The organism is Paenibacillus lentus (assembly GCF_003931855.1).
GTDB classification, from domain to species: Bacteria; Bacillota; Bacilli; order Paenibacillales; family Paenibacillaceae; genus Fontibacillus; species Fontibacillus lentus.
On the sequence record NZ_CP034248.1, the window covers coordinates 1,226,150 to 1,246,571 of the forward strand.

At 47.8% G+C, this 20,422-nt stretch carries 20 protein-coding genes and 1 pseudogene; 14 read left to right on the top strand and 7 right to left on the bottom strand.

The features are described from left to right. Positions 1-789, top strand: a complete 789-nt coding sequence (locus EIM92_RS05590; protein WP_211344457.1) for an ABC transporter permease — start codon at positions 1-3, stop codon at positions 787-789. A 451-nt stretch (positions 790-1,240) separates the two neighbouring features. Beyond that, positions 1,241-1,603 (top strand): annotated as a pseudogene (locus EIM92_RS05595) (transcriptional regulator); the annotation flags it as partial. A gap of 66 nt (positions 1,604-1,669) precedes the next feature. Here EIM92_RS05595 and EIM92_RS05600 read toward each other — a convergent pair. Next, the gene (locus tag EIM92_RS05600) at positions 1,670-2,680 is read right to left on the bottom strand and encodes a glycerophosphodiester phosphodiesterase family protein (RefSeq protein WP_125081844.1); all 1,011 of its coding nucleotides are present in this window, start codon (positions 2,678-2,680) and stop codon (positions 1,670-1,672) included. Positions 2,681-2,691: 11 nt separating this feature from the next. Next, positions 2,692-3,582, bottom strand: a complete 891-nt coding sequence (locus tag EIM92_RS05605) for a TIGR01777 family oxidoreductase (protein ID WP_125081845.1) — start codon at positions 3,580-3,582, stop codon at positions 2,692-2,694. Positions 3,583-3,773: 191 nt separating this feature from the next. On the opposite strand from EIM92_RS05605, the gene rlmN reads away from it, so the two are divergent. From rlmN to EIM92_RS05635, 6 genes are all read left to right on the top strand, one after another. Next, on the top strand, positions 3,774-4,844 hold the full coding sequence (gene rlmN, locus EIM92_RS05610; protein ID WP_125081846.1) for a dual-specificity RNA methyltransferase RlmN: 1,071 nt from the start codon (positions 3,774-3,776) through the stop codon (positions 4,842-4,844). 101 nt (positions 4,845-4,945) lie between these two features. Continuing rightward, the gene (locus EIM92_RS05615; protein ID WP_125081847.1) at positions 4,946-5,185 is read left to right on the top strand and encodes an LSm family protein; all 240 of its coding nucleotides are present in this window, start codon (positions 4,946-4,948) and stop codon (positions 5,183-5,185) included. 252 nt (positions 5,186-5,437) lie between these two features. Continuing rightward, complete coding sequence (locus EIM92_RS05620; protein ID WP_342772905.1) at positions 5,438-6,559, top strand: glycosyl hydrolase family 8; 1,122 nt, start codon at positions 5,438-5,440, stop codon at positions 6,557-6,559. Positions 6,560-6,766: 207 nt separating this feature from the next. Then, a complete protein-coding gene (locus tag EIM92_RS05625) occupies positions 6,767-7,642 on the top strand; it encodes a GGDEF domain-containing protein (protein WP_125081848.1) in 876 nt (291 codons plus the stop codon). A gap of 28 nt (positions 7,643-7,670) precedes the next feature. Then, positions 7,671-7,859 carry a hypothetical protein gene (locus EIM92_RS05630; RefSeq protein WP_125081849.1) on the top strand — a complete coding sequence of 63 codons (189 nt, stop codon included), beginning with the start codon at positions 7,671-7,673 and terminating at the stop codon, positions 7,857-7,859. After that, entirely contained in the window at positions 7,852-9,147 is a 1,296-nt protein-coding gene (locus EIM92_RS05635) for a glycosyltransferase family 2 protein (protein WP_125081850.1), read from the top strand. The genes EIM92_RS05630 and EIM92_RS05635 overlap by 8 nt, the downstream gene beginning before the upstream one ends. A gap of 481 nt (positions 9,148-9,628) precedes the next feature. Here EIM92_RS05635 and EIM92_RS05640 read toward each other — a convergent pair whose 3' ends face one another. The 5 genes from EIM92_RS05640 to EIM92_RS05660 form a co-directional block, all read right to left on the bottom strand. Further along, complete coding sequence (locus tag EIM92_RS05640) at positions 9,629-9,991, bottom strand: DUF423 domain-containing protein (RefSeq protein ID WP_125081851.1); 363 nt, start codon at positions 9,989-9,991, stop codon at positions 9,629-9,631. A 330-nt stretch (positions 9,992-10,321) separates the two neighbouring features. Beyond that, on the bottom strand, positions 10,322-11,125 hold the full coding sequence (phnE, locus tag EIM92_RS05645) for a phosphonate ABC transporter, permease protein PhnE (RefSeq protein WP_125081852.1): 804 nt from the start codon (positions 11,123-11,125) through the stop codon (positions 10,322-10,324). Next, entirely contained in the window at positions 11,122-11,922 is an 801-nt protein-coding gene (phnE, locus tag EIM92_RS05650) for a phosphonate ABC transporter, permease protein PhnE (RefSeq protein WP_125081853.1), read from the bottom strand. Before phnE (EIM92_RS05650) ends, phnE (EIM92_RS05645) begins: the two co-directional genes overlap by 4 nt. Next, positions 11,919-12,692: a phosphonate ABC transporter ATP-binding protein gene (phnC, locus tag EIM92_RS05655; RefSeq protein WP_125085016.1), complete on the bottom strand. Its 774-nt coding sequence runs from the start codon at positions 12,690-12,692 to the stop codon at positions 11,919-11,921. Before phnC ends, phnE (EIM92_RS05650) begins: the two co-directional genes overlap by 4 nt. Positions 12,693-12,842: 150 nt before the next feature. Beyond that, positions 12,843-13,832, bottom strand: coding sequence for a phosphate/phosphite/phosphonate ABC transporter substrate-binding protein (locus tag EIM92_RS05660; RefSeq protein WP_125081854.1), 990 nt, complete (start codon positions 13,830-13,832; stop codon positions 12,843-12,845). A 228-nt stretch (positions 13,833-14,060) separates the two neighbouring features. Here EIM92_RS05660 and EIM92_RS05665 point away from each other — a divergent pair, with 228 nt between their 5' ends. From EIM92_RS05665 to EIM92_RS05690, 6 genes are all read left to right on the top strand, one after another. Next, positions 14,061-15,665 carry a bifunctional metallophosphatase/5'-nucleotidase gene (locus tag EIM92_RS05665; protein WP_125085017.1) on the top strand — a complete coding sequence of 535 codons (1,605 nt, stop codon included), beginning with the start codon at positions 14,061-14,063 and terminating at the stop codon, positions 15,663-15,665. A gap of 145 nt (positions 15,666-15,810) precedes the next feature. Next, positions 15,811-16,089 carry a hypothetical protein gene (locus EIM92_RS05670; protein ID WP_125081855.1) on the top strand — a complete coding sequence of 93 codons (279 nt, stop codon included), beginning with the start codon at positions 15,811-15,813 and terminating at the stop codon, positions 16,087-16,089. A gap of 328 nt (positions 16,090-16,417) precedes the next feature. Continuing rightward, positions 16,418-18,292 (top strand): SLC13 family permease, encoded by a 1,875-nt coding sequence (locus EIM92_RS05675; RefSeq protein WP_125081856.1) that lies wholly within the window; start codon positions 16,418-16,420, stop codon positions 18,290-18,292. Between the two features lie 196 nt (positions 18,293-18,488). After that, the gene (locus tag EIM92_RS05680; RefSeq protein ID WP_125081857.1) at positions 18,489-19,001 is read left to right on the top strand and encodes a DUF6773 family protein; all 513 of its coding nucleotides are present in this window, start codon (positions 18,489-18,491) and stop codon (positions 18,999-19,001) included. Continuing rightward, on the top strand, positions 18,998-19,192 hold the full coding sequence (locus tag EIM92_RS05685) for a helix-turn-helix transcriptional regulator (RefSeq protein ID WP_125081858.1): 195 nt from the start codon (positions 18,998-19,000) through the stop codon (positions 19,190-19,192). The genes EIM92_RS05680 and EIM92_RS05685 overlap by 4 nt, the downstream gene beginning before the upstream one ends. Positions 19,193-19,407: 215 nt before the next feature. After that, a complete protein-coding gene (locus EIM92_RS05690) occupies positions 19,408-20,313 on the top strand; it encodes a DUF3829 domain-containing protein (protein ID WP_164515040.1) in 906 nt (301 codons plus the stop codon). The last annotated feature ends 109 nt before the right edge of the window (positions 20,314-20,422 follow it).

Sequence of the window (20,422 nt, forward strand, 5' to 3'; positions counted from 1 at the left end):
ATATTTTATTATTTAGGATTAATTGTGGAATATTTTAAAAATTACATGAAAACCCGGCTCACCTATCGTGCCGACTTCTGGGTTGAGGTTATATCGGATCTGCTGTTCCAGGCGACGAACTTTATTTTTATATTAGTCGTGTTTATGCATACAGACAGCCTTGGGGGCTGGAGCCAAAACGAGGTTATATTCGTCTACGGCTTCTTCATGGTACCGTATGCCGTCTTCAGCTGCTTCGTCAACATGTGGAATTTCAGCGAGCGCTACATCGTCAAGGGAGAGATGGATCGCGTACTGACGCGTCCGGCGCATCATTTATTTCAAATTTTCTTGGAAAATATCGATCCGCCCGCGCTGATTGGCGCTGTCGTAGGTATGGTCATCATGGTGATCAGCGGCGGGCAGCTCGGACTGCCGTTCGAATGGTGGACGATCCCGGCGCTTATTGTTCTTACGCTTAGCGCGGTAGCGATTTATACAGGCATCTACACCGCGCTGACCTCGTTGTCATTCTATTCGGACGCACCGACTGGGATTCTTCCGCTCATGTTCAACATACAGAACTATGGGCGCTATCCGGTGACGATTTATAACCGGACGATTCAGATTCTTCTAACATGGGTCATCCCCTTCGCGTTTGTTGGCATCTACCCGGCTGCACTGTTCCTGCAGCGGGAAGAGATGACGAGCATGGCCCTGCTTACTCCGGTGATGGGGGCAATCTTCCTCACCATCGGCCTGTTGGCTTGGAACATGGGGGTTAGACGTTATAAAGGGGCAGGCTCCTAGGAGAGGGGCTAGTTAGTTTTAACAACATATAATATACGAATAGGGACTTGTCCAATTACGATAAAAACCGTTTCTTTCTTAAAGTGTTGGTGTGGTCGGGGGCATAAGCTTGTGTTCGCCTTTGTGACCGGGATTTCTGCCTCTTATGGACCTTATCATCCAAGAAATCTGGGAACAATAGCGATTGTAGAAACATTTTACGTGCTTGCCTCACATCCATTTCAATAGTTTAACTTATACAGGTCAATCTGTTATTAAGCCATAGCGTTTTCCACAATTATACGGACTTAACTGATATACGGGAATAACTGATGAACCCTTAATCTCACCTTGATTCTGATCAAATCTCAATGCTATACTCAAGTCAACGGTCATGAAGCATATGCCGCTTTGATACTTATAAGTATCGAAGCGGCATTTTTATTTCGTTCAGAAAAAGGGGGTGGGTTTTATGTTCAAGAAACAATATGAGATGTGGATGCAGAAACAAATTGAACAGGAGAAGAACCATCGAAGACGTGAGTTGTTACAAAAAGGACTTAGCCATGGAACCGTGCAGTTGTTGCATTCGATATGGTATCCGGTTGTCGGTAACTTCGATCATTTGTATCCGGAATGGGAGGTTCGTGATTTTAATAACGGATACCGGTATCTTGATTTGGCTTTTTTGCCGGGTTGTGCGAAAGGAGATATAGAGATTCAAGATTACCGATCGCATGCTAGAGATTTGGATACACGTCGTTTCAAAGACTTATGTCGCAGACAAAGTTTGTTGTCGCTCGACGATTGGATCTTCCTGCCGATTGCGTATCTGTAGCCCCTATTAGCTTTCCTTTTTATTGATTACAGTATTGGGCTGCATACCAGCGCGCGGTTGACCTCATCTTATTTCAAGGCTGGCGCGATCTCGAGGCTGGTGCGATCTTAAGGCTGGTGCGATCCGATCAATTCTGTTCGTCCAGATCCCGCCGGTATAGCCTTTGGGAAGCCTTGTTAAATCCTCTGCGGCATCAAATCCTTCCGACCACTCTCCGCTGCCTGCGACGATAATGACCCGAGTGTTGACGCTATCCATGCGATTCAGAAATTTATTCGGCCATCCCCATAACCACGGGACGAACTTCTCGGGAATATGCAGCTGCGTATTCTTGCAGGCCGACGGCAAATAACCGCTCCAACCGATCCCCTCGTAGGACAGGAGGCAGCTCTTAAGCGTAGCCTTCGACATCACTCTCAGCCCAGGCAGCTCTTCCTGTAAAGCAGCTATAGGGGCGTCTCCTCCATAAACAGCTAGCTGCTCTAGGCGTGCTTCCGGCAGATCTGCAAGAAATTTCGCAAGCTGACGGCCTTCAGCGACATCGTTGCTTTTGATATGAAGGAGGAAGGAGCCACTCGGAAAATAGGACAGCACCTCATCCAGCGAAGGCATCAGTCCGATCCCTTTACCGCGGAAAGGGTACGTATCGCCATCATCCGCTGTATAACCGTATCCAATATCGATCTCCTTGAGCTCAGTCATCGTATAATCGCTGACCATGCCCTGTACATTTGTTCGGCAGTCCATCGTCCAATCATGAAAAACAGCAAACTGTCCGTCCTTCGTAGGCTTAATATCCAGCTCAACAATTTCTGCCCCGGCCTCAAATGCGGCCTCCATCGAGGGAATCGTATTCTCCAGATAAGGATGCTCAGGCTCGTAAATTCGCGTAGCTGTGCAAGTGTCTCCTTCGATTCCTTCCATGCTGAATGTCTGGGCCAGACCGCGATGCGCCAGCAGATAGGGGGCTCCATCGCGCCCCTTCGTCAGCAGAGAGGAGTTATTTAAAAAGAGAAAGGCAGATATAATGAGCAGAAAAATGACTACGCGTCTTAATTCTTTTTTGAATTTCATTTTCCACTCTCCTATCCATGCAAAATATGACGAAGCGTCTGATCCAGCTCTGGAAACTTAAACTTGTAGCCTTCCTGCATCAAGCGCTCGGGAATTACCCAGCGACTTTTTAGAATCAGTTCTGTCTCCGTTTGAATCATCACGGCACCGAGCTCTAGCAGCCACTTCGGTGAAGGCAGGCCGAACTTGCGATTCATCGCTTGCCGCAGCTGGCTCATCAGCTCGCGGTTCGTGACAGGGTTCGGGGAAGCGCAATTGAACACGCCGCTCAGATCCTTCCTAGCCTCCAGGAAAGTAATAATTCCATAAATGTCCTCGACATGGATCCAGCTAAATCGCTGGGTTCCTGGTCCTTGGACACCGCCAAGCCCAAAGCGAACGAGGTTTTTGTACGGAATCATCACGCCCCCATGTTCTCCAAGAACAATAGAAATGCGGAGCGCCGCTTGTCTCGTTGCCGGCAATTTAAAGGAGAAAAAGGCTTGCTCCCATGCCTGAGCGACCTCGACGGAAAAGCCGGCTCCGATCTCGCCGCCAGCCTCTGTCATAGGGCGATCTTCGGCATGCCTGTAAATCGTGGCTGTGCTGGAGTTGATCCAAAGCGGAGGCGGCTGCTTGCAAGCAAGCACCGCGGCGCCTAACAGCTGTGTCGTCTCTGTACGGGAATCCATGATGGCTTTTCTGTTCTTCTGAGTATAGCGACAATCGACGGATTTGCCCGCCAGGTTAATCAGTATGCTCGCTTGTTCTAATGCTTGAACGATGCCTTTGTGATTCTGCCATGAGATATGATCAGGCTGTCTTGAGATATGTACGATTTCATAACCATGCTCCTGAAATTTTTTACTTAGGTAGGTGCCGATGAATCCAGTTCCTCCAGCCAACACGATTTTTCCAGTCATAAGCGCAACAACTCCATTTCTGCGACATGATCACTACTGTTATTTCTTCGCCCATTTAATGTTGTAGACGTAGATAGGAGCACAAAGTTACACTTTCGGTACTATTTCTCAATAATAGAGCCTTGTTTTAATAAAAAAGATTTGGGACAATAATAAACAGAATTTTAAGTTCTGAAAAGAGGATAAAATATATGAATATATCATCCATTTATGGATTAACGCTAAATCAGCTCATTGCCTGGCTGGAGGAGCGGGGTCACAAGAAATCGCGTGCACTCCAGGTATGGGATTGGCTATATCGTAGGCGGGTACGCAGATTTGCCGATATGAGCGATGTCAAACCGGAGGTGCTGGCGCTGCTGGAGGAGCATTTTGCGCTGGAAACGCTGGTGGAGGAGGTCAAACAGCAGTCGGCGGACGGAACGATCAAGTTCCTCTTTAAACTGGCGGATGGCAACCTGATCGAGACTGTTCTGATGAGGCATAAGTTCGGTCTTTCCGTCTGTGTTACCACTCAGGTAGGCTGCAATATCGGCTGCAGCTTCTGCGCAAGCGGGTTGCTTAAGAAGAGTCGTGACTTAACGAGCGCCGAAATCGTCGAACAAATTATGAAGGTGCAGTTCCATCTGGATCAAGTCGGACAGGAGGAACGGGTCAGTCACATTGTAGTCATGGGAATCGGCGAGCCATTTGACAACTTCACGAACGTATCCAATTTCATACGGACAGTGAAGGATCATAAGGGGCTGGCTATCGGGCCAAGACGGATTACCGTATCGACAAGCGGCCTGGCGGATAAAATCATCGAATTCGCCGACTCTGATCTCAAGGTGAACTTGGCCATTTCCCTGCATGCTCCCAATAATGAGCTGCGGACGCGCATCATGAAGATCAACCGGGCGGTTCCGATTGAGCGATTGATGGAAGCTATAGACTACTATCTGGAAAAATCGAATCGCAAGGTTACCTTGGAATATATTTTGCTCAGAGATGTTAACGACGGCCAAGAGCACGCGCTAGAGCTTGCCGAGCTGATCGGCGACCGCCGGAGCGGGGTTACCGTCAACCTCATTCCGTATAACCCGGTGGATGAACATGGTCAGTACCAGAGAAGCCGCAAGGAGTCGATCTTGGCCTTCTACGATGTTATGAAGAAGCAGCAAATCAATTGTAGCGTTCGTCTGGAGCACGGTACGGATATCGATGCTGCCTGCGGACAATTGCGGAGCAAACAGATTAAGAAGGACAAGAGAATATCCTAAAAAAATCCGCGGCGTGAACAAATAGTGTTGTCATCCATAGACCTGTGCCGTTACCGTCCCTCATCCTTCTCATAGACTAATATGTAATATGATAAAGGAGGATGAGGATATTGGTTGAAGCCTATTATAATTGCCTGCATTGCAAAAATAAACGGGTTCGCATTTTGACCAGGGACGGTCGGCAATATACGGGAACAATTATGGACGTGGACTATAACAACGTTTATTTGCGTCCCGATGCCAGAGGGACTGTCAAAACCTCGGCATTCTATCCAGGGTTTTATGGGGGCGATATTTTAACGTTAAGCCTGTTTACGCTGTTGGCGATTGCTTTAATCTAAAAAATATAACGATGACATAACTCTCCTTTAAAGGGGAGTTTTTGTTATCCAGAAGGGCTTGTTGATAAGATGAACCTAAAGAATAATTTGAATAGTTTAACTTATATAGGTTTCTTATACAGGTTTCGTTAGAATTACTTTCAGCGTGTTTAGTAATATATATAATAGAATGATTACGGAAAGCCAGAAATGGGGTCGCTCGTCGCTAACAAATGAATAAAGGATTTAATATCCAATAAGGAAAAGGTGAGAATGATGCCGGTATGGCGTAATAGCTGCAAAAATCTGCTGATCATTTCGACGATCATCCTATCGACGATCATCCTATTAGGATGTTCTATTGCCGTAAGTACGTATTCCGGGGAGGCTGCTGTGAAGAACGAAAGGCCCTATACGGAGAAATTTATTACGAAGCATATGACGAATACGAACGGAACATTAGCGACATATTTGAAGCCTGCTATCTCAACGTACCCGGATATTGTTGCGGGCCGTGAGGCATTGTCCGAATCCTTAGGATTCTGGATGCAATATGCCGTTATGAGGCAGGACCATGCCTTGTTTGACCGTAGCTACCAAGTATTGAAAGACAAATTTCTAACCCCGGAGAAATATATCGTATGGAAGCTGGAGCCGGATGGCCGGATTAAGGTAAACACGAATGCGCTTGGCGACGATCTCCGCATTATCGGCAGTTTGTTGGAAGCGTCAGAGCTTTGGAAGAAGGATGAATATTTAACCACAGCGAAGGAAATATCGGATACTTTGCAGAGGTATGTACAGAAAGAAGGTTATTTCGTAGACTTTCATGACTTTGCGAGACATGAGTCACCATCGACGCTTAGCTTGGTTTATGTAGATATCGGAGTGCTCAAATTAATGAGGGATAGGCAGCTTGTTGATTCGGGCGTATACGAGCAATATGCGCAGGTACTCTCCAACATGCCGGATGACGGCATATTCTACCCAAAAACCTTTGATGTCCAGCAATTACAATATACTTTTGATGACCATGTGAATTTGATCGATCAATTGATTGTGGGCATTCACCTCGCGGCGATGGATGAGCCACCGACCGCTTTGATATCTTTTCTAAAACAAGAATTTCGTCAGTATAAAACCATTAAGGGACGCTACAACCGGGTAACCCGGACTGCGGAGGTCTCGTACGAATCACCTTCCGTCTATGGCTTGGCCATATTGCTTGCATTGGAATCGGAGGATAAGGAATGGGCAAAACAATTGCATAAACATATGATAACTCTAAAAAATAGGGACGCTTCCTACTCTGGCGGGTATGTATTCAACAAAAATACTCATTTCTTCGACAATGTTCTCCCACTACTTGCTGAAACGGCTTTGCAAAATCCATAATTTAGGGCGATTGTTTAGAAAGTGTATAGATTCATGCTGTAGAATTAAGTCATACAGGCTCGAAACTTCCGTTTATTTTATATTTTATGGCGGTGTGCCGCGGCACTTCTCGTATGGGCTTTTATATGGGAGTGCTTATTTTTTTACATCCATGTACAGTCTGCTAGACCCTCGTGGGCTGATGATGATAGAGAAGGAAGGTTGATTATGAGGGGTAGAGTACCGACACATCGTATTACATCAGGCTATTTGATTCTTATTTTTATCGCGATGCTAGAGCAGTTTCTCCTCTTTCTTCATGTTTACCTTGAGCAAAGCTATACTGGGGCGGAGTTTGCCTTCAGCATCGTGGCTTTAGCGGCGCTTCTAATCGGGCTAGTGCTCCCTTTGGGGTTGTCCGTAGTTGGGGCGTTTGTGTTTTTGGTTAGCTATTTTGTCTGGCTGTCGACTTATGCGGAGCCGGATATTTTGGCATTCTCTTGGATTGTAGTCGTGCCGGCTAATCTCGCTATTGCCGCTTTAATCAAAACCGCTTTGATTCGCAGTAAAATTATCATAGAGCGCATGGAAGAGCTGCAGTATCGGGCTCCTCAAGTTGATCTCAATACGACGCTCGGTAATAAAGAGGCTTTGGCTGAGATCGTAGTGAAGCAAACCAATTTAGCCAAAAGATACTCTGAGCAATATAGCTTCTGCATGGCGATGTTCAAGATTGATTTCCTTCCCTTAGTGCAGGAATCGCTTGGTTCTCAGCGCTATGCTCAACTTCTAATGGAGTTGTCGAGCATCATTCAGCAGCAGATTCGGTATGAGGATTATAAATTTTCTTTAGATCGGGGACGCTTCATTATCCTCTGCCCAATGGCTAACCATGAATTTCTGCAGGCTTTAACCGAGCGAATTAAGCAGGCCTTGTTGAACATACATTTTCTAGATAAAAAGGGTCAGCCCCTCAAGCTCGTTATTCGTGCGGGGGCCGTCGTGTTTCATAAGGAGCAATTCAGCAAATATAAGGATATCGATGCAGTCATTGCTGCGCTAGAAAGACATACGGAGACAGACCTTATCGGAGAATACATTTGATAGGATTTGCAGTTTGGGCAGGCAATGAATGGCCCTGGTTTTGCCGGAGGGAGGTGGCTGGATCTTGCTTATGACGGCGTATACAAGCTGGTTCATTCCACTGTGCATTGGAGTCAGCTTCATATTTGCAGTAACCGTGGTTATTCTGACGATTGCCATCCTTGCCTTTCGAGCCAGAGTAACCAAAAAGTATGATCGGGGGAATCTCAGTGGCTGATTTTTTGTTGGTTTTTTGTATAATTAGCATCTGGATCGCTGTATTCCAATCGATCATCATGATGATCGGGGCCATCCGCTTCGTCTGGCGGCAAAGCCAAACACCGCTCGTGCTGCCTGCGGATATGGAGGATTTCCCTACGGTGACGGTAATCGTTCCGGCTCATAATGAAGAGCTCGTTATTGCAGCTACAGCGAGACATGTCCTGCATTTGAATTACCCGGCGCATAAAATACAGTTTATCGTTGTCGCGGATAATTGCACGGATGATACAGCTGGCCGCCTCAAGGCGCTCAAGGCTCAGCCAGAGTACTGGCATCGGGATTTTTTCATTATGGAGCGCACAGGAACTGGCGGAAAATCGGGAGCGCTGAACGATGCGCTGAAGCATGCTGCCGGGGAATGGGTGTGCATCTTTGATGCCGATGCTGCACCGGAGAAAAATTCGCTGTTATTTCTTGTGCAAAAGGCGATGGAGGAACCGGAATTGTATGGCGCGGTGTTCGGCCGCAACAAAGCGCGAAACCGGGAGCAGAACTTTCTCTCTCGGTGTATTAACCTGGAATTGGTGACCATGCAGCGTGTGCTTCATACCGGGATGTGGGAGCTGTTCAAGCTGGGGACGATTCCCGGAACAAATTTTATCATTAAGACGTCGCTAATCAAAGAAATCGGTGGCTGGGACGAGCAGGCGTTGACGGAGGATACAGCAATTTCTTTTGAAATCCTTTCCAGAGGCCAGCTTATCGCGCTTGCCTCGCAAGCTGAGGCTTACCAGCAGGAGCCGGAGCAGCTTTCGGTATATATGAAGCAGCGCGAACGCTGGGCCAAAGGCAATTACCAGGTGGTTCTGGATAATTTCCATCACTTGTTCAGGCCCTCCAGCTGGCGGATCAAGCTGCATTTACTCTATTTTATGGCCAGTTACTTTTGGTTTTTGGTCACGATTGTGATTTCCGATCTGATCATTATGGTTAATGTCATTTATTGGGTTATGGCGTTATTTAAGCCCGAATTGACGTCACCTTTCCATTTTGCGGGAGATGTATATGTTTATCTCATCATAGCTTGGGCGCTGATGTATTACTTGTATGTGCTGCAGATCAATCTGGCACTCGCTTCGGATATCGGACAGAGCAACATTCGGAATTTTATTTTGTCCTGTATCACTTATTTTACTTATGCGCAGTTATTCCTCGTGATTTCAGTCCGCGCGTCTTACAATATGATCATGGACAAAATTATGCATCGGGAGAGCAAATGGTATAAGACGCAGCGATTTGATTAGTTCGATCAGTCTGGTTGGAAGGATATGATTTACTTAACGTGAAATGGAATACTCGCCTATGTATCGGAAACCTTCATGGTCTCTCAATCGCAAACCTAGCATGAAAATGAACAAGACGGAAGAAACCCCATCCTCATTTTAATAGTTCAACTTGTAATTTTAACAGTCCAACTTATATAAATGGATTTATAGTAGTTAGGTTCGGCGGTAAGGTAGGAAAAGTAGATTTAAATGTATTCCGTGTCATTAGAAGTAGGGATATGGCCAATCAAGGGGATGATTCATAATTTTAGGTGCATCCAATCCATCTAATCCCCTGTAACCTTCGTTTAGAGCATAATTAGATATGTCACTGTCTAGAAAGTCCGTTTTGAGTTAATTTAACCCAAAGCAAACGCCGAGGAATGCCGTATAACCAGCATTCTTAGGCGTTTGTTTTTTCAGGGAGGGTATTAATTATTTACTTTTCGGACAGCCCCCATCAGATCACCGCGATTGCCATAAGAACCCAGCCGACCAGGAATGCCACGCCGCCCAGCGGCGTAATTGCACCGAGTTTGCGGATGCCTGATAGGCTCAGGGCGTATAAACTACCGGAGAAGAGGATAATTCCTGTGAAGAGGAACCAGCCGGCAAGCATAATCAGGGAAGACGATTCGATTTGCACAGAAATTAAGCCTAATAGCAGCAAACCCAGCGCATGGGCAATGTGGTACTGAATTCCGGTTTGGTAAATTTTCATCATGTCCTCGGAGAGCTTATTCTTTAAAGCATGAGCTCCGAAAGCTCCTAAGGCTACGGCAAGAAACATCATGCACGCTCCGAGAAGTAATAGTGTTGTCATCGATGGAACACCTCCATTCCAAATAGTAGCCATAACAGGCATTTGCGTCAATTCGGTTCCGAGATGATTAAAAACCCAGAGTGTCACAAAATCGGGCATTCTTGGTATAGGTGAGATCTTCAGTGTCTTGCTCATGCTATTTTTGTGAGGAAAATGGTAGCTGTTCCCTTCCTTTCGGATAAGTTAAACAAGAAGAGCACCCAGGTGGAGATATCCCACTTGGGTGCTTTCCTCTATTGCTGAACCAAGGAGCGTTTAATAAGTTCCGTGTCTGTCGCGAGGAATCGACTGGTGTACTCTCTGGTGATACGGCAGACAGCTGGTGGGAAACTACACCAGCCTCTTGCGGATCGAGCCGGAGATCATGTCAATGATCGTAATCATGATAATGATCCCGAGCAGAATAATGCCGACTCGCTCCCAATTGCGGGAGCTTAAAGCAAAAATGAGCGGGGTTCCTATCCCACCAGCGCCGATGATGCCGAGAATCGTCGCGGAGCGAACATTAATCTCGAACCGGTACAAGGTATAGGAGAGGAAGCCAGGAAGCACCTGGGGAATTACAGCAAACCACATGATTTGCAAGCGGCTTGCCCCTGTAGCAATTAACGCTTCAATTGGGCCTTTGTCCAGGTTCTCCACCTCATCGGCGAACAGCTTGCCCAGCATGCCGACGGAGTGCAGCCCAAGCGCTAGCACCCCGGCGAAGGAGCCCGGGCCGACGGCCTTAATGAACAGAATGGCCATAATGATTTCCGGAAAGGTGCGAATGAAGCTTAGTAACATTTTTCCCGAACCGGACACCCATTTGGAGGAGCTCATATTGGTAGCCGCCCAGAAGGCAAAGGGAATGCAGACTACAGTTGATATAAAGGTGCCGAGCATGGATATCGCCAGCGTATCCAGCAGCCCTCGAAGTAAATCTTCGCCGTCGGGTAAGTAGACATAATCCCAGTCTGGCGAGAAGATTCCGGCCAGGATTGCTTTGGAGATTTGTCCGGCCGTTTCTTTAATGCCTGTATAAGGTATACCGGCGAAAGCCCAAATATAGACGATGGCAAGCGCTGCGTAAATGAGCCAGCGATAAGCTGGTTTTTTCGGCTTGCGCATGATTTTGTTTCCTGATTTTGTCATAACAGCTTCTCCCGCAGCTTCATGCTTACATAATCAATCACAAGCACGATAGCCAATGTAAAAATAATAATAACGCTAGTCTTGTCATACTCCAGAAAACCTAAAGTTACCTCGTAATAATGCCCGATACCACCGGCACCGACCAGGCCGAGAATGGCCGCCGCACGCACGTTGATTTCGAAGGTATACAGCACGTAGGAGGCAAAATGCGCTTGAATCTGCGGAATGACGGCGTATGAGATCCGCTGCAGTGGATTTGCGCCGACGGAGGTCATCGCTTCCAGCGGCCCGTGATCGATCGTCTCTAATGCCTCGTAGGTCAGCTTGGCGATCAGGCCCATGGAGAAGACTGCCAGAGCGAATATGCCGGGCAGCGGCCCAAGCCCAAAAATAGCGACAAACAGGGCAGCCAGCAACAGATCCGGGATGGTGCGCACAAGGTTAAGCAGGAAACGAACTGGATAGTAAATCCAGCCGGATCTTGTCAAATTGCTGGCGCACAGCAGGGCGACCGGAATGGCGCCGAGCGCTCCAAGCGTCGTTCCTACGAGGGCCATACGAATCGTCTCCAGCATCGCGTCTGTAATATTGTTGATATAGCTCCACTTCGGGGGAAACATCTCCCGTAGCAGATCGAGCATATTAGGAATGCCGGCCACGAGTTCACCGATTGTTGACTCCGTCTGAACCGCGCTGCCCCAGAGCAGAAGCAGGATAATGACGACGGTCAGACCATGCTTCAACCGACTGGGGGCCTTTGGGCGGGCGTGAATAGGGAGGCTCGGCTTCGCATTCATACAACCCGCTCCTCCAGCAGCTCATCCTGTTCAATCGGCCGTCCATATATTGAGGCAAATACGTTGTCGGTTGCCTCTGACACCGGACCGTCAAAAACCACCTCTCCCGCTCGGAGCCCGATAATCCGCGTAGCGTATGCTCTTGCCAGATCGATGAAGTGCAGGTTGACGATCGTCGTAATGCCGAGTTCCTGATTAATCCGCTTCAGATCGTCCATGACCTGTTTGGTCGTCAGAGGATCGAGAGAGGCCACTGGTTCATCCGCGAGGATGATTTTGGCTTCCTGAGCAAGCACGCGCGCAATGGCGACCCGTTGCTGCTGCCCGCCAGACAGCTGGTCGGCCCGGATATAGGCTTTATCGGCAATATTAACGCGGCGCAGCGCTTCAAAGGCGATGTCGGTGTCCTCCTTGGGGAATAGCCCAAGCAAGGTTCTTAATGTGGAATGGTAACCGACTCTTCCGGCCATGACATTGCGCAGCACGGTAGAGCGCTTGACCAGATTGAAGCTTTGAAAGATCATGCCAATATCACGGCGGATGGTGCGAAGCTGTTGTCCCGAAGCTTGCGTAATCGATTTTCCGCCAATGCGGATATCTCCTTCGGTAATGTCGTGCAGTCGGTTCATCGAACGAAGCAACGTGGATTTTCCCGCTCCCGACAAGCCAACGATGACGACGAATTCGCCCTGGGAAATAGACAGATTAATTTGGTTTAGACCCTTGGTGCCATTGGGATAGGTTTTGGATACATTCGTCAGTTCTATCACGTATATGATCATTCCTTATTATTGTTTTATCGCGCAATTCTGCTTAACATCTCTAATAACAAGCACAGCCAGTCATAGTGCGGCAGCACTCCAACTGGCTTGCTCATTTCACGTACGGTGTTCCAGAGGTTCCAATTCCAAATGATCCGCTTACTCTGTTTTTACTTTCTCCCCGTATTCACGCACGATATCGAAGGTGCTGTCTTGCGATTTCACGTAGCCTTCGTGCGAGTAAATTTCTTGAATGATCGCTCGGCCAGCTTCATCCTTGCCAATATCGATGAAGGCGCTAGCGATCTTCTCGCTCCACTCCGCGTTCATGTCCGTACGCACGGTGACTGTATCGTTCGGGATTGGCTCGGTGAACGTCAGAACTTCTGTGTCCTCAAATACTGTCGGATAATCGCCTTTCACGATATTTCGTGCATCCTGGAAAATCGCCGCTGCATCGACATCGTCGTTCAATACGGCGAGCACGCCTTGGTCATGTCCCTTTACCGTAATGGCTTGAACGTCCTTGAGCGGGTCAAGTCCAGCTTCCAAAAGCTTGCCTGCGGGCCATACGAACCCTGCGGAGGATGTTACGTTCTGATACGCGATACGTTTGCCCTTCAAATCGCTGACGGATTGAATGTCGGAATCCTTCTTGACGATGATCATCGCCTTGTAGAAATCGACAAGCTCTTCAGTAGGAGCACCCGTATCATCCTGTACTCCGAAGCGTTGAGCTTGCAGAATAACATCGGCAGCGCCCTTCTCTTTGGCTAAGACATAAGCGGTTGGGGGCAGGAAGCCGACATCTACCTTTTTGGAGGCCATTGCCTCAATAATTGTGTTGTAGTCGGTGGATACGCTGACTTTGACCGGAATGCCCAGACGATCTGTCAGCAGTTTTTCAAGCGGCTTGGCTTTCGCTTCGAGCGTGTCTGCATTTTGAGATGGGACGAATTGAACAGTTAACGTTTCCGGTACATATCCAGTAGCTTCTGGTGTATTTGCAGGCTGGTTCTCCTGTTGATTAGCGGGTTGGTTCGCCGCTGCATCCTTGCCGGTATTGCTTACCGTGGCATTGGAATTGCAAGCGCTAAGGAAGGCGACGGATAAGAACAATGGCAGAATGAATCGGGTTATTTTTCTCAAACGGTATGACCTCCACAAATCTTTTTTGAATTGCTCATTTAACTATAAAAGAGGTTTATTAACGGCTTGTTAGCAGAAATCTATCTTTATGTAAAAAAATGCATTTTTTACCCAGGCCCATTTAATATAAAACATGATTTCACTTGATAGACTAAGTGGAGATGCGGCGGATCTAGTACGATGGCGTAATTTTGATATACAAGGAGTAAGGAGACGAGGACGATGACAATGGACAAAACAGCCGTATGCGAAATACTCGTGACGAGTGACATTCATGGACATATTTACCCGACCGATTACAGAACGGCAGAGGAAAGAAATCTAGGTTTGGCAAAAATAGCTTCGCTAATTGAGCGAGAACGGCAGCGTGCTCCCGACTTGCTTCTGCTAGACAACGGCGATTTGATCCAAGGTTCGCCGTTGACCTCGTATTTCATCAAGCAGCAAGCCAGCAAGCTTCACCCCATGGTTGCTGTGTTGAACAAGCTGGATTATGATGCTGCCGTGCCGGGGAATCATGAGTTTAACTATGGTCAGGATATACTGAATGGGGTCATGGAAGAATCATCTTTCCCTTGGTTGTCGGCAGGAATTGTCGATCTGAAGACGGGAAATCCCGCGTTTGGAAGACCCTATATTGTCAAAAAAATAGGCCCTTCTACGGATCCGGTTAAGGTAGTGATTCTTGGAGTAACGACGCACTATATCCCCAACTGGGAGAATCCACAGCATCTGGAGGGGTTAGAGTTTCGCGATGCATTGGAAACGACGAAGGCATGGGTGGCCCATATTCGGGAGCAGGAGTGCCCCGATCTGCTTGTCGTCTCTTATCATGGCGGGTTCGAGCGCGATCTGGATAGCGGCGAGGCTACGGAGAAGCTGAGTGGAGAGAACCAGGGATATGCGATCTGCCGGGAGGTCGAAGGGATTGACGTGCTGATTACCGGGCACCAGCATCGTTTCCTGGCAACACAATTGGGGGACGTAACCGTTATTCAGCCCGGGTGCCATGGACAAGCCTTGGGCAAAATTATGGTGGACTTGGAGATGCAGGGGGGGCGGTGGCGAGTCCGTCAGAAGTCCGCTGAGCTGCTGAGGGTAGATGAATCGGTGAGCGCGGATAGAACGATTTTGGCTATGCTCTCTGACTTGGAGGCTAAGACGCAAAGCTGGCTGGATCAGCCGATTGGACAGGTGGAGGGGGATATGCGTATCCATAGCTCGTTCATCTGCCGGACGGAGGATCATGCGTTTATGGAATTCGTGAATAAGGTACAGATGGAGGTCACCGGAGCCCAGGTATCCTGCGCCGCCTTGTTGAGTGAAGAATCTCGGGGCTTCGGATCAACGATCACTATGCGGGATGTGTTGAGTAATTTTATGTATCCTAACACTTTGACTGTACTTCGCCTTCAGGGGAGGGATATCCGGGCTGCATTAGAGCAGACTGCCGCATATTTTGTCGTCAGTTCGGACGGGAACCTTGCGGTCAATCCGGCTTACGTCCGGCCCAAAGCCCAGCATTACAATTACGATATGTGGGAGGGCATCTGCTATGAGTTTGATATCGCCAGGCCGCTGGGGCAGCGGGTAGTCAAACTGACCGATCTCGACGGCGTGAATATCGAGGAAGAGATGAAGTTCGAGGTAGTTATGAACAGCTACCGGGCCGGTGGCGGGGGAGATTACGAGATGTTCAAGGGGAAGCCGGTCGTGCGGGAGATCGGAGCTGATATGGCTGAGTTGATCGCAGAATATATTCAGCAGCACCGGACGATTAAAGCAGGCTGCGACCATAATTGGAGGGTTATTGTGGGCGGAACGGAGGAATGACGATAACCGCTCTAGGAAAAGGCGCTATTTATCGAATATTATCCTATGGTACAATGACAAACATTAGGGCAAGCTAGAAGCTGTACAAGACCTTCCGGTGGAGCCCATAACCCATAACCTACCGTCAAAAAGGAGCTGACTATTTATGAGTGAACAAATCAATGAGCAAGAGCTGATCCAATACATAGCCGAGCGAGTGCAGGCCAAACCGGAGGCAATCCGGCTCGTGCTGAAGCATGAGGAGGCTTTTATCAATAATGCCCATAAGGGAGCCAAAGGGGACGTCGATATCGATGGCGATGAATTGGTCGACTATGTGCTGAGTCGTTCGGACGTGAAGCTGGATGAGTTGACGGTGGAGACGATCCTGGAGCTGGAGATGGATTATCTCATGGATAAGGGACTGGCTGGTTACGTGGATTAAGGTAGCTAATGAGCGAGGCATATGGCATGATATGCAGCAAAAAACAACCTCTCCCCTTCTGCTGTATGTATTGCAGAAGGGGATTTTTGCGTTGCACCCGGCGAAGCGGAGCACTCGGGGCGGAAGACGTGCGCAGCTTTCAGCGGTCGGTGTTGCGTGCAAGCCGCGGGTCGGCCAACCACAGTCATTTGTCAGATAACATTATTTCCTGTCGAATTAATCTGTTCTGAAGCCTTGTGCAATGTTATGATATGGATAATATTGCACAATTATTACATACGCTATATGACTAAGAACATAAAGAACTGCACAGGAGGAAGAAACAACAGTGAATGGCCCTATGATCATCACCCTTATTGTTCTGATTGCGGCCTCAATATTATTTGTATCGGGGAAAATTCGCTCCGATCTTGTAGCAATCGGTTCCTTAATCATTTTGATGCTGTTCAATATACTGACCCCGGCTGAGGCATTATCCGGTTTTTCCAATTCCGTGGTCATCATGATGATCGGATTGTTCGTTGTAGGCGGCGGTATTTTTCAGACCGGTCTGGCCAAGATGGGGAGCCGGGTACTGCTTCGCTTGGCCGGCACAAGTGAAACTCGGCTGCTTGTTATGGTCATGCTGGTTACTTCGGTGATCGGGGCTTTTGTCAGCAATACAGGTACTGTTGCCGTCATGATGCCGATTGTAGTGAGCCTGGCAATGAGCGCGGGAACCCATCCGGGGAAGCTGCTTATGCCGCTCGCTTTTGCCAGTAGTTTAGGCGGTATGCTTACGCTTATCGGTACCCCGCCCAACTTGGTCATTCAAGAGACGCTTCTTCAAGCCGGGTACAAGGGCTTGTCCTTCTTTACCTTTACGCCGATCGGTATCGTCTGTTTGCTGACAGGCATTATCGGCCTGCTTTTTCTGCGCCGCTTCCTGCCAGACCATCAGAAGGAGTTGGGCAAGGGGAAAAAGAAAGGCCGTTCGCTGAAGGAGCTCGCCAAGCAATATCAATTAACGCAAAATCTATTTCGTGTTCAGGTGAATAAGGACTCACCGATTCAATCCAAAACGCTACTGGAGCTAGATGTATCTGCCAAATTCGAGGTCAATGTCATTGAGATTCGCCGTAAAATTTCCGCGAAGAACCAATTTTTTAAGACGATTAATCAGGAAATCGCCGGTCCGGACACGGTCATACATGAGGACGATATTCTGTATGTTAACGGGACATTCGAGCGAGCGGAGCAATTTGCTCAGCACTACGGGCTCACTTTGCTTGATCACCATGTTGCGGAAAGAAGCGGGCCGCAGTCAGAGCAGTCCGAACAGTATGCGACCAGCGAGGTTGGGATTGCCGAGGTGATGTTAACGCCGAATTCCAGTTTGATCGGCAGGTTGGTCAAGGATTCGGGGTTCCGTGAGAAGTATCGTGTAAACATTTTGGGGATTCAGCGGAAGGAGCAGTATCTTCTTCATAATTTGAAAGAAGAACGAATGAAATTCGGAGACGCATTGCTCATCCAAGGCACCTGGAAGGATATCGCGCTGCTGGCGGCAAACCAGGCGAATGTCGTTGTTGTAGGGCAGCCAATCGAGGAGTCGCGCAAGGTGACGATGGACATTAAGGCGCCGATCGCCGCTGGAATTATGCTGCTCATGGTCGCCCTGCTCATCACGGAGCTGGTGCCTGCGGTGGTGGCTGTGATGATTGCAGCTGTATTGATGGTCGTCTTTGGCTGTGTCCGAAATATGGAGGAGGCGTACAAAAGCATCAACTGGGAAAGTATCGTGCTGATTGGCGGCATGATCCCCATGTCGATCGCCATTGAGAAAACCGGGGCGGCCACGCTGTTATCCGAAGGACTGGTCAGCATGCTTGGCGGCTATGGCCCGATTGCGCTGCTGGCGGGCGTATATTTTACGACATCTCTACTTACGATGTTCATCAGTAACACAGCTTGCGCGGTATTATTTGCGCCGATTGCCCTCACTGCGGCGATTCAGTTCGGCGTGAGTCCCTATCCTTATTTGTTTGCGGTGTCGATCGGGGCAAGCATGTGCTTCGCTTCACCGTTCTCCACACCGCCGAATGCTCTCGTCATGTCGGCGGGGCGCTATAAATTTAGCCATTACATCAAAGTCGGCCTCCCGCTACAGGTGTTTATCGGTGTGGTGATGGTGGCAGTGCTGCCGTTGTTTTTTCCGTTTTAATGAGCTTCTATAGACATGATAGGGATAGAACGTTCTCTTTCGTAGTTTAGGCACGGAGGAGAGCGTTTTTTATTTTTAAAACCACAACTATGTCGTTTATATTAATTAAAATGCAATATATATTTGACATAAAGTCATGTTTACTGTATGTTTAAAACAGGAACAATGATTACATACGGTGAGAGGGTGTCTGGAAATGAGATGGCTTCCGTGGGTTTCAAGCCAGAATAAGCAAGTTGACGAGAGAGTTGTTAATACGCAGAACAAGATATATAAAGAAATATATATGCTGATTATGTTGATCTGTTTGGGATCAGTCATAGTTAAAAATGCTGTGTTGGACACGGATAGATTGGTGATTACGGAGATTGTCATTATGCTGGCCACTAGTCTGTATTATTTGATTCGATCTGTTTCCCTTGGAGTGTATTCAGATGCGGTTGAGGTTCATGATCGCAGCAGCAAATTTAAAATGAGTACCAAGAATATTGTGGCGGGCAGCCTATTAGGTTTAGGGCTGGCATTGTTTTTCGGCTTCCGCAGCGCAATTTTATATGCCGATGGGACGATGCAGTCTCTCTGGTACTTCATTCTTGTATTTGCAGCCTCCTTGATGATCTATATCCCGGTATTTTTGCTGTTGACCTTTGGCCTTCATACGGCGGCTAATAAAGCCAGTACGCATGTAAACAAGGATGAACTCGAATGAAAAATATGAAAATGAAGCTGGCCAGAGTTGAAAAGGACTTGTCACAGGAGCAGCTAGCTCAACTAGTCGGCGTGTCTAGGCAAACGATCGGATTAATCGAGCTGGGGAAATATAATCCTAGTTTGAGCTTGTGCGTGGCGATCTGCAAAACCTTGTCCAAGACGTTGAATGATCTTTTTTGGGAGGAATAGTAGGAACTAAAATAGGATCTAAAAATAATATGAGTTCATCCCTGTGCAAGAATGGATAGGCTAGTAAAAAATCCCCAGAGTCTAGCCGATAAATATAGCAGATGGGTAAATAGAATGGGGGCCTACAGAAAATGGGGAGACGGGTACAACTCATAGTTTGCAGTATATTGTTGTGCGTCCTGCTATCCTCTTGCAGCTTGATTGATGAGTTCAAGATGAGCTCGAGTGTTAACGGGGCAAGCGTGGAAGAGGAGCATGCAGCTGCCAAATACAGCGCTTACATCAATTTGAACAATATGATGACGGGCGGAATGTTTGATCGAGCCATCGAGAGTTATACGGACGAATTTGGCATGAGCGAAGAAATTTATATTCGTGAAGATTTCGACAGCTTTACCTCAGTTCCGGGGTTGGATGGATTGGTAAAGACGGTAAACACGGCTGTGGATCGTGCCGCCGGTGAGCCGTCATACGGTGCGGCAGATGAAGCGCTTATTCAATTAGGGCCCGCCATGCTTGATTTGTTGGATACGATGGAGGAAATCTCCAATTACTATCGTGATCAATCCTACATAGAGGATCAATTCCATAGAGGTAGAGAATTGCACAGTCAATTCATTGCCCAATATTATACATATGAGCCCTTGGCCGATCAATTTTATAATGATTTCGACGAGATTGCCGCTCAGCAGAAGCTGAAGGATCTGGAGACGCTGAAGGAGCAGGACTTTTTAATTCGCTACTATGCGCTCAGTGTCGTTATGCGCGCCCAAGATATTGAGAAGGCTTTTTTTGAAGCGGAGATCTATGATGAGAATATTTTGGATTATAACGTAGAGGAATACCGGGTACTATTCGACAGGCTGGTCGATGATGCGAATCAGTTCATGGACTATGCGGAAGATCCCAAACGGAGAAAGCAAGAGTCCTGGACGACGCTTCCAGAGATGGACGGGGCCCTTCAAGAGGTGATCGGTGCCTCGACGGATATTTTAACGATTCTGGAGACCCGGGATACGAGCATCAATATCGATAATAACATGATGAGCAGCTATTTTTCCCAAGTGTCTCGCCTGATCGATGCTTACAACTACAATATTCGCGTCGATAGAGTTAAATAGTTCTGTTGCGTTGGATGACGGTAATTCGGTTATAACGGGTTCGAGGTTACAGGCAGGTGTCCACCTGCCTGTTTTTTTTGTTTTTAAGGAAGACTGAACGACTAACACC

Coding starts and splice junctions, on each gene's coding strand:
- EIM92_RS05620 (WP_342772905.1), top strand. CDS start 5,438: ATGATGCCGGTATGGCGTAATAGCTGCAAAAATCTGCTGATCATTTCG.
- EIM92_RS05600 (WP_125081844.1), bottom strand. CDS start 2,680: ATGAAATTCAAAAAAGAATTAAGACGCGTAGTCATTTTTCTGCTCATT.
- EIM92_RS05685 (WP_125081858.1), top strand. CDS start 18,998: ATGAAAAATATGAAAATGAAGCTGGCCAGAGTTGAAAAGGACTTGTCA.
- phnE (WP_125081852.1), bottom strand. CDS start 11,125: ATGACAAAATCAGGAAACAAAATCATGCGCAAGCCGAAAAAACCAGCT.
- EIM92_RS05625 (WP_125081848.1), top strand. CDS start 6,767: ATGAGGGGTAGAGTACCGACACATCGTATTACATCAGGCTATTTGATT.
- EIM92_RS05690 (WP_164515040.1), top strand. CDS start 19,408: ATGAGCTCGAGTGTTAACGGGGCAAGCGTGGAAGAGGAGCATGCAGCT.
- rlmN (WP_125081846.1), top strand. CDS start 3,774: ATGAATATATCATCCATTTATGGATTAACGCTAAATCAGCTCATTGCC.
- EIM92_RS05665 (WP_125085017.1), top strand. CDS start 14,061: ATGGACAAAACAGCCGTATGCGAAATACTCGTGACGAGTGACATTCAT.
- EIM92_RS05670 (WP_125081855.1), top strand. CDS start 15,811: ATGAGTGAACAAATCAATGAGCAAGAGCTGATCCAATACATAGCCGAG.
- phnE (WP_125081853.1), bottom strand. CDS start 11,922: ATGAATGCGAAGCCGAGCCTCCCTATTCACGCCCGCCCAAAGGCCCCC.
- EIM92_RS05630 (WP_125081849.1), top strand. CDS start 7,671: ATGGCCCTGGTTTTGCCGGAGGGAGGTGGCTGGATCTTGCTTATGACG.
- EIM92_RS05640 (WP_125081851.1), bottom strand. CDS start 9,991: ATGACAACACTATTACTTCTCGGAGCGTGCATGATGTTTCTTGCCGTA.
- EIM92_RS05680 (WP_125081857.1), top strand. CDS start 18,489: ATGAGATGGCTTCCGTGGGTTTCAAGCCAGAATAAGCAAGTTGACGAG.
- EIM92_RS05605 (WP_125081845.1), bottom strand. CDS start 3,582: ATGACTGGAAAAATCGTGTTGGCTGGAGGAACTGGATTCATCGGCACC.
- EIM92_RS05615 (WP_125081847.1), top strand. CDS start 4,946: ATGAGGATATTGGTTGAAGCCTATTATAATTGCCTGCATTGCAAAAAT.